Source organism: Salinibacterium sp. AL4.1 (assembly GCF_059767305.1).
In genome coordinates this window covers 1-11,462 of record NZ_JBSOQK010000001.1, presented here as the reverse complement: position 1 = coordinate 11,462, position 11,462 = coordinate 1, and the positions used below count along the sequence as shown (strand labels likewise).

At 62.6% G+C, this 11,462-nt stretch carries 11 protein-coding genes; all 11 read right to left on the bottom strand.

From position 1 onward, the window contains the following. Nucleotides 1-18: 18 nt before the first annotated feature. Entirely contained in the window at nt 19-885 is an 867-nt protein-coding gene (locus tag ACWTV3_RS00055) for a segregation and condensation protein A (protein ID WP_498476283.1), read from the bottom strand. Then, nucleotides 869-1,756, bottom strand: a complete 888-nt coding sequence (locus tag ACWTV3_RS00050; protein ID WP_498476282.1) for a ParA family protein — start codon at nt 1,754-1,756, stop codon at nt 869-871. The genes ACWTV3_RS00055 and ACWTV3_RS00050 overlap by 17 nt, the downstream gene beginning before the upstream one ends. Before the next feature lie 118 nt (nt 1,757-1,874). Continuing rightward, nucleotides 1,875-2,810: a site-specific tyrosine recombinase XerD gene (locus ACWTV3_RS00045; protein ID WP_498476281.1), complete on the bottom strand. Its 936-nt coding sequence runs from the start codon at nt 2,808-2,810 to the stop codon at nt 1,875-1,877. Between the two features lie 23 nt (nt 2,811-2,833). After that, nucleotides 2,834-3,466: an NUDIX domain-containing protein gene (locus ACWTV3_RS00040; protein WP_498476280.1), complete on the bottom strand. Its 633-nt coding sequence runs from the start codon at nt 3,464-3,466 to the stop codon at nt 2,834-2,836. Next, on the bottom strand, nt 3,456-5,156 hold the full coding sequence (pyrG, locus tag ACWTV3_RS00035) for a CTP synthase (RefSeq protein ID WP_498476279.1): 1,701 nt from the start codon (nt 5,154-5,156) through the stop codon (nt 3,456-3,458). Before pyrG ends, ACWTV3_RS00040 begins: the two co-directional genes overlap by 11 nt. Nucleotides 5,157-5,239: 83 nt before the next feature. Next, nucleotides 5,240-6,946 (bottom strand): DNA repair protein RecN, encoded by a 1,707-nt coding sequence (gene recN / locus ACWTV3_RS00030; RefSeq protein WP_498476278.1) that lies wholly within the window; start codon nt 6,944-6,946, stop codon nt 5,240-5,242. Then, nucleotides 6,943-7,887 (bottom strand): NAD kinase, encoded by a 945-nt coding sequence (locus ACWTV3_RS00025; RefSeq protein WP_100389195.1) that lies wholly within the window; start codon nt 7,885-7,887, stop codon nt 6,943-6,945. Before ACWTV3_RS00025 ends, recN begins: the two co-directional genes overlap by 4 nt. Before the next feature lie 54 nt (nt 7,888-7,941). Beyond that, the gene (locus tag ACWTV3_RS00020) at nt 7,942-8,736 is read right to left on the bottom strand and encodes a TlyA family RNA methyltransferase (RefSeq protein ID WP_498476277.1); all 795 of its coding nucleotides are present in this window, start codon (nt 8,734-8,736) and stop codon (nt 7,942-7,944) included. Next, complete coding sequence (locus ACWTV3_RS00015) at nt 8,729-8,881, bottom strand: hypothetical protein (RefSeq protein WP_169925785.1); 153 nt, start codon at nt 8,879-8,881, stop codon at nt 8,729-8,731. Before ACWTV3_RS00015 ends, ACWTV3_RS00020 begins: the two co-directional genes overlap by 8 nt. A 2-nt stretch (nt 8,882-8,883) precedes the next feature. Further along, complete coding sequence (locus tag ACWTV3_RS00010) at nt 8,884-9,882, bottom strand: HAD-IIA family hydrolase (protein ID WP_498476276.1); 999 nt, start codon at nt 9,880-9,882, stop codon at nt 8,884-8,886. Next, on the bottom strand, nt 9,872-11,386 hold the full coding sequence (locus ACWTV3_RS00005; RefSeq protein ID WP_498476275.1) for a tetratricopeptide repeat protein: 1,515 nt from the start codon (nt 11,384-11,386) through the stop codon (nt 9,872-9,874). Before ACWTV3_RS00005 ends, ACWTV3_RS00010 begins: the two co-directional genes overlap by 11 nt. Nucleotides 11,387-11,462 lie beyond the last annotated feature (76 nt).

Here is an 11,462-nt window from a genome sequence, read left to right as displayed (position 1 = left end):
GTGTCAGCAGTCGCGGTGTCAGTTTCCATAATCAGCTCCCAGATTAGCGAGGCTATCGTCTGACCAGTGATCCGCCGTCCAGCGGACCGTCAATTCGCCCAGGGGTTCGATCTGCTCGAACGCCACGTTCGAGCCGCGATACAGCTCCAGCACCGCCAAGAAGCGAGCAACGATAACGCCCTTGAGCTCGGCGCCCGCGATCAGTTGGCGGAAGGTCATAGGCTCCCCCGCACGCAACAGGGCAACGACGTGAGCGGCTTGTTCGCGGATGCTGATGAGCGGGGCGTGCAAATGGTCGAGCCCCACGCTCGGAATCTCTCGCGGCGTGAACGCCAGAGTTGCGAGGGCGGCAAAATCGTCGAGGCTCAGCGTCCACACGAGCTCGGGAGTCTGGGTGCGGTATTTCTCTTCCAAGCGCACCGACCGCACTGTGCGCGTGGCTTCGGTCTCGAAATGCGAACCAAACCAATCGCTGGCCTGCTTGAAGGCGCGATACTGCAAGAGGCGAGCAAAGAGCAGGTCGCGCGCCTCAAGAAGCGCGACGTCTTCGGCATCCACAAGCTCACCCTGAGGCAGGAGTCCCGCTACCTTGAGGTCGAGCAGCGTGGCAGCAACCACTAAGAATTCGCTGGCCTGATCGAGCTCGTCGATGTCATCCGAGCCCTCGGGCGACTCGAAATCGCGCAGGTACGCAATGAACTCGTCGGTGATCTTCGAGAGCGAGACCTCAGTGATGTCGAGCTCATGCTTGGTGATGAGCGACAGCAGCAGGTCGAACGGCCCGTTGAAGTTGCTGAGAGAAACGGAGAACCCCGCCGCGGGGGTCTCGGGTTCGTCGGCGCCATTCGCCGACGGCGCCTCAACGTCGCTAGGCGACGGCGCCACGGGCGATCAGCTCTCGCGCCACCTGGCGGTAAGAGTGCGCCGCAGAGTGGTCGGGGGCGAAGGTCGTGATGGGAGACCCGGCAACGCTGGCATCCGGGAACTTCACGGTGCGACCAATCACGGTCTCCAGAACATCGTCACCAAAGTTCTCGACAACGCGCTCAAGCACTTCGCGCGAGTGCAGTGTGCGAGCGTCGAACATGGTGGCGAGGATGCCGTCGAGCTTGATCGCGGGGTTCAGTCGATCCTGAACCTTCTCAATCGTCTCTACGAGCAGGGCTACACCGCGCAGCGCGAAGAACTCACACTCCAAAGGAATGAGCACGCCGTGGGCGGCGGTGAGGGCATTGACGGTGAGCAAGCCCAGCGAAGGCTGGCAGTCAATCAGGATGACGTCGTAGTCATCGCTGACCTTGCGCAGCACGCGGGCCAAGATCGTTTCGCGAGCGACCTCGTTGACCAGGTGCACTTCTGCGGCCGAGAGGTCGATGTTGGCCGGGATGACGTCGAGGCCGGGAACGTTCGTGTGAACGATCGCTTCGGCCGGATTCTTGATCGAGCCGAGCAGCAGGTCGTAGATCGTCGGCACATCGTGCGTCGGAACGCCGAGGCCAGCCGAGAGCGCACCCTGCGGGTCAAAGTCAATGGCGAGAACGCGGCGACCGTACTCAGCGAACGACGCACCGAGGTTGATGGTGGTCGTGGTCTTACCGACGCCACCCTTTTGGTTGCACAGCGAAATGATGCGTGCGGGGCCGTGGCCGTCGAGCGGCGGGGGCTCCGGAAAGTTGGTGATCGGCCGGCCGGTTGGACCCATTGCCGGAACATCCAACCCTGCCAGCGTTGATTCGTTCTCACGCTGTTTCGTCATGCCAAAAGTTTACGTCGCGCTTTCGTTGCAGCCCGTGCTCCCACGCGCGGACACGGCAGGGTCGCCTCTACCAAAGGTTGAAGGTTTGAGAGCGCGACACGCCCAACGAGGGCGCCTGCTACCGGGCTCGCGGGTGCGCGGTCGTGTACATATCCCGCAGAGTGTCGGCGGTCACCATCGTGTAGATCTGCGTCGTCGCGACCGAGGAATGCCCGAGAAACTCTTGCACCACTCGCACGTCGGCTCCGCCCGAGAGCAAATGCGTCGCAAAGGAATGCCGAAAGGTGTGCGGCGAGATATCGATGCCCAGCTCAGCACGTTCTGCCGCCGATTGGATGATCAACCACACGTTTTGACGAGACAGTCGAGCCCCGCGCGCCCCCAAAAACAGAGCCGGCGTCGAGGCACCTTTGGCCGAAAGCGCGGGACGAGCGCGCACGAGGTACTTCTCAATCGCGGCCTGCGCAAAGCTGCCGACGGGCACGATGCGCTGCTTGTTTCCCTTACCCAGCAGGCGCACGATGTCGCCGTCAATCATGTCGTCGACGTTGAGCGCGGTGACCTCCGAAACGCGCGCACCCGTGGCGTACAGCAGCTCCAGCAGAGCGGTGTTGCGCAACGAAATTATTTCGTCGCCGGGGAACGAACTCAGCACCGCCGTCATTTGCTCTATGGTGATGGCCTTCGGCAGCCGCATCGGCTGCTTGGGAATTGCCACGGTGTGCGCAACGTCTTCCACGGCGAGCGATTCGTCGACGAAAAAGGTGTGCAGCCCGCGCACGGTCGAGAGCATGCGCGCGACCGAGGAGGCCGCGAGCGGGCGCTCGGTATCGGCTCGCAAGCTGTGCGCGAAGGCCGTGACGTCATCCGCTGCCACAGCAGCCGGTGCGACCAGGCCTCGGTCACTCAAAAATTTGAGGTAGTTGTCGAGGTCACGCCGATAGGCAGCGAGAGTATTCGCCGAGAGACCTCGCTCGATCGCAAGATGCCGCAGATAGCGCTCTGCGGCCACCGCGATCGCGTTCTTCGCTGCGGGACGCGTCGACTCGGTCATGTCGCTCAACCTACCGCGAGAAGCTATTCAGCGTAGTTGCGCGGATGCCGCGGCCACGGAGCGTTGGCGTCACCGAGCGTGCTCCACCCTCGGTCGCGGCCCAACTGCGCCGCCAGAAGCCCTACGCACAAAATCGAGTTTTGCACGCGGCGCTCCAGTACTGCTTCCACAGCGTCTTCGAGCGGAACCCAGCGAAGCTCGATTCCGGCCTCTTCGGCGTAGCGGTCAAAGACTTCACCGGTAGCGCTGACGCCCCGCGCGAGATAGATACGCACGGCCTCATTGCTTCCCCCCGGCGAGGTCAGCATTTCGCTGAGCACGTGCCACGACTCCGCTTGCAGGTCGGTCTCTTCTGCCAGCTCGCGCTGAGCCGCGATAAGCGGTGACTCGTTGAGCACATCGAGCAAGCCTGCGGGCAGTTCCCAATCACGCAGGCGCACGGGATGCCGGTACTGCTTGATCAGCAGAACCCGGTCACGCTCATCCATCGCCAGCACCGCTACGGCGCCGGTGTGGTTCACAAACTCGCGAGTGATCGCGGTACCGTCGAGCTGAAAACGCTCGCGGTCCACGTTCCACACGTGCCCCGCGAACACCGTTTCGGTGTTAAGGAGCTCGGGAGTGACGCGGTCGTCGCTCAGTTCGTTATGCATCATCCTGCTCGGTCACCTCGAAGAGGCGGTTGGACTTTTGGCGCTCAATCGCTGCGGCAATAAGGCCGCGGAAGAGCGGGTGCGCGTGGTTGGGGCGCGAGAGAAGTTCAGGGTGAGCCTGAGTTCCGACGTAGTAGGGGTGAACTTCGCGCGGCAGCTCGACGAACTCGACGAGAGTGCGATCGGGCGAGATTCCGGAAAACGTGAGTCCGGCATCCGCAATCTGCTGGCGGTATTCGTTGTTCACCTCGTAGCGGTGACGGTGGCGCTCAGCTGCGGTGGGTGCGCCGTAGATCTCTTCGACGATCGAACCGGGCTCGAGGTTGGCGTTGTAGAGACCGAGGCGCATCGTGCCGCCCATGTCTCCCCCAGCGATGATGTCGACCTGCTCCGCCATCGTGGCGATAACCGGGTACTTCGTGTCGGTATCGAACTCAGTGGATGACGCACCGTCGAGGCCGGCCATGTCGCGAGCGTATTCGATCACCATGCACTGCAGGCCGAGGCAAATGCCTAGGGCCGGGATACCGTTCTCGCGAACGAACTTGAGAGCGCCGAGCTTGCCCTCGATGCCGCGCACGCCGAAACCACCGGGAACGATGATGCCGTCGAGATCGGAGAGGTGCTTGGCTGCGCCTTCGGGAGTTTCGCACTCGTCGGAGGGAACCCAGCGGATGTTGACCTTGGCACTGTTCGCGAAGCCTCCGGCACGCAATGCCTCGGTGACCGAAAGGTAGGCGTCGGGCAGGTCGATGTACTTACCGACCAGACCGATCGTCGTCTCGTGCTTGGGGTGGTGAACAGCTTCGAGAAGCTCACTCCAGCCATCCCAGTTGACCGAGTCGGCTTCGAGGCCGATCTGGTTGATGATGTAGGCGTCGAGTCCCTGGCTGTGCAGCATTTCGGGGATGTCGTAGATGCTGGCGGCGTCCGTGGCGTTGACAACGGCGTCTTCTTCTACGTCACACATGAGCGCGATCTTGCGCTTGTTCGACTCAGAGACGGGGCGGTCGCTGCGCAGCACGAGAGCATCGGGCTGGATACCGATCGAACGCAGTGCGGCAACGGAGTGCTGCGTGGGCTTGGTCTTCTGTTCTCCCGAAGCGGCCATGAAAGGCACGAGCGAGACGTGGACGAAGAAGACGTTCTTGCGGCCGAGTTCGTGGCGAACCTGGCGAGCAGACTCGATGAACGGAAGGCTCTCGATATCGCCGACGGTTCCACCAATTTCGGTGATGATCACGTCCGGCTGCGGGTTCTCGTCGTCGAACGGACCAGCGGCCTGCAGGCGCATACGGCGCTTGATTTCGTCGGTGATGTGCGGGATGACCTGCACGGTATCGCCGAGGTACTCGCCGCGACGCTCTTTGGCGATCACTTCGGAGTAAATCTGCCCCGTGGTGACGTTGGCTGCCTGGTTGAGCTTGATGTCGAGGAATCGCTCGTAGTGTCCGATGTCGAGGTCAGTTTCGGCGCCATCGTCGGTGACGAAGACTTCACCGTGCTGGAAGGGGTTCATGGTGCCGGGATCCACATTCAGATAGGGATCCAACTTCTGCATGACGACGCGGAGCCCGCGTGCTGTCAGCAGGTTACCGAGACTCGCCGCCGTGAGGCCTTTACCGAGAGAAGAGACGACTCCTCCGGTGACGAAGATGTGCTTTGTTACTACCGCGTTTTGATTGTCCACCACGGGGTTCTATCGTATGCCACGACGGGGCATATCGTCGCCGCTTCGGGGCGTTTCGTTATCGACTTAACAGCTTGCGCGAGCTTTTAGCGATTTGCGCTCTCTAGTTCGTGCGCCGTCTGAATCAGTTCGCGCGCGTGAGCAAGCCCCGATTCGGAGTCGGGAAGCCCCGAAAGCAACCGCGCCATCTCGGCAATGCGGGCTTCCCCTTCGAGCTTATGAACGCTGGATGCCGTGACCGAGCCGTCGTCGCCCTTGATGACGCTGAGGTGGTTGTCCGCAAACGCGGCCACTTGCGCTAGGTGAGTAACAACGATCACTTGGGCGGTGCGGCTGAGCTGAGCCAGGCGCTTACCGATTTCGATCGCGGCAGCACCGCCAACGCCGGCATCCACCTCATCGAAGATGAACGTGGGCACAGGATCGTTGCCGGCGATGACAACTTCGATCGCGAGCATGACGCGCGAGAGCTCTCCGCCAGAAGCACCCTTGCCGAGCGGGCGCGGCGGCGCACCGGGGTGCGGACGCAACAGAATCGCCACTTCGTCTTTACCACTCAGTGAGTAGTCGCTGCGGTCTTCGACCGTCACGACAATTTCGGCGTTCGCCATCGCCAGATGCGTGAGCTCGTTGCTCACTTCAGCGGCCAGGCGCGCAGCACTCACCGTGCGCACCTCGCTGACGCGGGCGGCAAGTTCGATGAGCTCAGCTTGATCGGCTTCGACCTGCGCACGCAACTCATCAATGCGGGTGGAATCATTGTCGAGCTCGAGAAGGCGTTGGCTACCGGTGTCGAGAACGTCTACGACATCGTCGAGGTTCACTCCGTGCTTACGAATAAGCGCGGAAAGCTGGCTGCGACGTTCTTCGACCTGCTCCAGTTCGCGGCTGCCATCGGCATCCAGACCGGCGAGATAGCCCGAGAGATCGGTCGAGATCTCGCCGAGAGTGATGGATGCTGCCGCCAGTGCTTCGGCGATCGACGCGAGTTGTGCGTCGTGCTCGGCAACCCGCTCAAGCCCTCGTTGGGCACTGGCAAGCATCGCCACGACATCGGAGCCTTCGTCTACGGCATCCGCCGACAGCACCGCGTGGGCACCCTCAGCAGCCAGACGTAGCCCTTCGAGGTTCGAGAGTCGATCGGCGCGCTCAGTGAGCTCGACATCTTCTCCGCGGCGCACGTCGGCCGCTTCGATCTCGTGAATCGCAACGCGAAGCTCGTCGGCCTCGCGGCTGCGCAGGTCGCTCTCGGCAATCAGCACATCGAGTTCGCCCTGAGCCGCTTGCCAGCGGCGGAAGACAGTTTGATACTGCTCGAGTACGGTAGCCAGCTCAGCGCCGGCAAAACGATCGAGCGCATTGCGTTGCGCAGTGGACGACTTGAGACGAATCTGTTCCGACTGCCCGTGCACAACGACAAGCTGGTCGCCGAGTTCGGTGAGCACTCCCACGGGGGCGCTACGGCCACCCACGACAGCGCGACTGCGGCCCTCGCGCGCGACGGTGCGCACGAGAAGAAGTTCGCCCTCGTCGAGGTCGCCGCCGGCATCGCGTACGCGCTCAGCAACAGCTGATCCCGGATCGATGACCCAACGGCCTTCGACAGAGGCTTGGTTGCTCTCAGCCCGGATCGAGGTGGGGTCGGCCCGCTCCCCCAGGAGCAGTCCGAGTGCGGTGACGACCATCGTCTTACCAGCGCCGGTCTCGCCAGTGAGCGCTGTGAATCCAGGGCTCAACGGAAGGCGTGCCGAAGCAATAACGCCGAGGTCGCGAATGGAGATCTCTTCGATCACGAGTGGGGTACCTCCTCCGATGCTGGCCCACGCCATCCATTGACCGGCAGATTGAATTTCTTGACAAGACGATCGGTGAACGGGCCCTGCGACAGGCGCGCAAGGCGCACCGGCACGGGCGATCGGCGCACCACTACGCGGGCGCCGCGCGGCAAGTCGTAGGCGCGACGGCCATCACACCACAGAACACCGGTTCCCATGTTGCGCGCTAGAACTTCAACGGCAAGCGCAGAATCGGGCCCGACGACGAGCGGGCGCGCAAAGAGCGCGTGGGCACTCAGCGGCACAAGGAGCAGGGCGTCGAGGCTTGGCCAGACAACTGGTCCGCCCGCGGAGAATGCGTAGGCGGTAGAGCCGGTGGGCGTCGACATCACGACGCCGTCGCAGCCAAAGGAAGAAAGGGGGCGGCCATCGACTTCGATGACCACTTCGAGCATCCGCTCGCGACTGGCTTTCTCGACGGTCGCTTCGTTGAGGGCCCACGTTTCGTAGACAACCTCGGAATCAACCTTCACGCGCACCGCAAGGGTCATTCGTTCTTCAACGAGGTAATCGCGGGCCAAGGCACGCTCGACGGTCGACGTCAGCTCTTCGCGCTCGCTCTCGGCCAAGAACCCCACGTGGCCGAGGTTCACGCCGAGCAGTGGTGCGCTGCAGCCGCGGGTCAATTCAGCGGCACGAAGGATTGTTCCATCGCCACCGAGCACGATCACTAGTTCAAGCTCACCGGTCTCGACCTCGTTGCCGAGTCGGCGCACTGGCGAGAGGTCGGGCTCCGCTTGCAAAATCGTTTCGTAGCTATCGGGGGCCAAGACCACCACGATGCCCGCACTAATGAGTTGACGGCACACCGAGATCGCGGCGGTCAGGGACTCTGCGCGCCCTGTGTGAGCAATGACCAAAATGTGACGCTCGGAAGCATGAGAGTTCTCGGACTGCACCGTGCACCTCTCATTCGTAGTGATAGTTCGTTTCGCCATCACTCAATGATGGCCTTAGGCGATTGCAGAAACCTGCGTTAACCATTCTGTCGGATTGCTGCCTGATCGTGCGCTCAACCAGACAAGATACTCACGGTTTCCTGCGTTACCGGCGATTGGTGAGGAGATGACACCGGCGGTACCAAGCCCCACGTCCCAGGCCGCCCACAAAACGCCCATGATTGCTTCGTCCCGCAAAGCGGAGCCGTGAACGATTCCTTCACGAATGTTTGTGCGTCCCACTTCAAACTGAGGCTTCACGAGCAATACGTAGTCAGCGCTCTCCCCCACCACAGCGTAAAACGCGGGCAGAACAGTGCGCAGCGAAATAAACGAGAGATCTGAGACCACGAGCGTCGGAGTTTCGGATGTCCCGCTCAGTTCAGCCAGCGATTCAGCGGTGAGATAGCGGGCATTCTCTCGCTCGACCACCCGCACTCGGGCATCCGAGCGGATCAGGTCGACGAGTTGCCCGTGCCCGACGTCGAGCGCAATAACCTCGCGAGCACCCCGCTCGAGGAGTACCTGGGTGAAGCCACCTGTCGATGCGCCGACATCGAGCGCAAGCCGATCCGTGGGGTCAATGCCGAAGGCTTCAAGTCCCGCTACAAGCTTGTGCGCGGCGCGACTGACATAGTGATCGGTCTCAGCGACGTCAATGTCGTGCTCGTCGGTGACGGGAGTTGAGGCCTTCGGCACAGCAACGCCGGAAACAGTGACGAGGTTGTCCGCGATGAGCTTCGCCGCGTGAGTGCGCGAGCGAGCAAGCCCTCGGGCAGCGAGAGCCGCATCGAGCCGCATGCTAGCCATTGCGCGAGAACGCGTCCTTGCCCTCAAGCTGCTGCTGCAGTTGATCGTGAATCTGAGTGAACGCGGCGGCACGGGTTTCGAGCGGCTGATCCTCGATCAGGCTCAGTCGAGACATCAATCCGTCAACGGGCGATTCGTCATCCATGCTCACGAATATAGCTCCGCGGGAACCTCAAGAGCGTAGATGGCGCTCCCCGAGTTCCAAATCGCTGCCGCTCCTGCACGCAAACGGTCGATGGATGGTCCGGCCGTGGTCACGCTCAGTCGCTGACCCTCAAGGCGCACGGCCGCCGTTCCCACCGTCGTCACCACAGCGGCACCGTCGTGCGTAACCACAGTTTCGGGATAAGGCTCCAGCAGCCCGCGCAGGTCGTCAACGATCATCGTCGGACGTTCATCCGGGATGCACGCGAGTACTTGCTTGGCCTGGTCGATTCCGGTGAGTACGAGTAATGACGGGATGCCGGCACGATTCGCCCCGAGAATGTCGGTGTCGAGACGGTCGCCGATCATGAGCGCCGAGCGCGATTCGTAACGGCGGAAGGCTTCTTCGAAAATGGCCACTTCGGGCTTGCCCGCGACGATCGGCAACCGGCCGACTGCAGAGTGCACGGCCGACACGAGAGTTCCGTTGCCGGGAGCCGTGCCCCGCGCCTGCGGAATCGTCCAGTCAGTGTTTGTCGCGATCCAGGGGATGCCGGCGTCGCCACCCTTGAGAGCGAACGACGCTTCGGCGAGATCTTTCCAGCCCACGTGCGGAGCGAAGCCCTGCACGACTGCTGCGGGCGAGTCGTCCGCTGAGCGAGTGACGACAAAACCCGACTTCTCGAGTTCGCTCGTGAGACCTTCGCCGCCCACGACCATGATGGTCGAGCCGGCGGGCACGAGGTCGCGGAGCAACCCCATAGCGGCTTGCGGTGAAGTCACCACATCGTGCGGTGCGACGGTCAGCCCGAGCTCACTCAAATGCTCAGCAACGGATGCATCGGTGCGTGAAGCATTGTTTGTGATGTAGGCCACCTGAGCGCCCTCAATCGCATTTATGCTCTCGACGGCATACGGAATCGCGTCCGGACCGCGGTAGATCACTCCGTCGAGGTCAGCGAGTACGAGATCGATACCCGTCAGCGGCGTGTTACTCGCCACGTGGGGTGCTTTCGCTGTCGTTCCCGTCCGCTTCTTCAGCGCTGTCCATAGCCCCATCGGTGCCCTCAGTTTCAGAGTTGGAATCTAAGTCGGAGTTGGAATCCGCGTCAGAGGTCTCTGACGACTCCTCGTCGAACTCAATGTCTTCTTCGATAACTTCGATCATGTCGTCGTCATCGTCGCCCAGAGCTTCGGCTGCAACATCTGCTCGCGCAAACCAGGTTGCCGCTTCGTCTTCACGGCCCAGTTCTTCGAGAACAGTTCCGTACGCGCCGAACAGCGCTGGGCTGTAGGTGAACGCCGTAGTGGGGTCCAGCTGAGGAATCTGCAGCTCAACGAGCGCTTCTTCAGCCTGGCCGAGGTCAAGACGAGCACCGGACATCGCGATAGCCAGCTCAACCTGCACGGGAACCGACAGTGTGCTGCGCTTCACCGAACGGCCGAGTTCGAGAGCACGCTCGGGGCGCTCAAGGCCACGTTCGCTGTCCACCATCATGGGCAGTTGATCGTCGCGACCGGTAATACGGCGATACGTACGTAGCTCACGAAGAGCCAGCGCGTAGTCGCCTGTCGCATACGCAGTGATCGCAAGAGTTTCGCGTACGACGCCGATACGGCCGGCACGACGCGCAGCCGAAATAGCGTGCTGGTGAGCAAGCTCGGGGTCCTCCTCAATGAGCTGCGAGACCATCACGAGGTGCAGGGCAACGCCTTCAGCGTTCTCCTTGCTGAGTGTCTTGAGCTCGTTGGAGGCAACGCGGTCGAGCATCTTGGGCGTTACGCCCTCGGGGATCTCCGGGGCCTGATGGAAGGCACGAACCGAGCGGATGCCGAAGGGGTCGCGATCCTCTTCAGGTTCACGCTCACTGGCGTTACGGTCTCCGCGCGCGGGCGCACCGCCCTTGGTCCAGAGACGCTTCTCGTCGGGGCCACCGCGGCGATTGGATCCGCGGTCGGGACGGCCGCCGCGCTCGGGGCGCCCAGAGCCATCGGAACGGAACGGGCGTGCCGGCCGGTCTCCTCTATCGGGACGATCGCCGGAGCGCTGCGGCCGACCATCGCGGTCGCCGGAGCGAGGCGGTCGTGAGTCACGGTCGCCGGAACGGGGTGGACGCGAGTCGCGATCTCCCGAACGCTGTGGCCGAGAATCGCGCTCGTTGCTGCGGGGCGGACGACGCTCGTCACCTGCCGAGTAGTCGCGACGCGGTGCACGATCGCTGCTGTCGCCATCACGACGGGGGCGGCGGTGCTCGCCAGCGCCGGCGTCACGACGCGGTCGACGGTCATCGCCCTGTGGCTTATCGCGCCAGGGGCGGTCTGAATTGGATGCGGGCTTGCCGCGAGCGGGTCCGCCAGCCGCGTTGTCACGGCGTGGCCTTCCATCGCTCGGGCGTCCTTCGCCGGGGCGTCCGCCGGTGGGTCGTCCACCGGATCGAGGCGCGCCTGAACGGCTTCCGTGGGGTCGGCTGTCTCGCCGGCCGTCGTTACCTGACGAATCGCTCACAAATTGCTCCTGAATATGGGTGGAACTTAACGCAAAATGGCCACCTCTGTGTCTATTAAACACAGTGGTGGCCATT

Excerpts from the sequence above, each read along its gene's own strand:
- ACWTV3_RS00045 (WP_498476281.1), bottom strand. The coding sequence starts at position 2,810 with ATGACCGAGTCGACGCGTCCCGCAGCGAAGAACGCGATCGCGGTGGCC.
- ACWTV3_RS00020 (WP_498476277.1), bottom strand. The coding sequence starts at position 8,736 with ATGGCTAGCATGCGGCTCGATGCGGCTCTCGCTGCCCGAGGGCTTGCT.
- ACWTV3_RS00040 (WP_498476280.1), bottom strand. The coding sequence starts at position 3,466 with ATGATGCATAACGAACTGAGCGACGACCGCGTCACTCCCGAGCTCCTT.
- ACWTV3_RS00015 (WP_169925785.1), bottom strand. The coding sequence starts at position 8,881 with ATGGATGACGAATCGCCCGTTGACGGATTGATGTCTCGACTGAGCCTG.
- ACWTV3_RS00050 (WP_498476282.1), bottom strand. The coding sequence starts at position 1,756 with ATGACGAAACAGCGTGAGAACGAATCAACGCTGGCAGGGTTGGATGTT.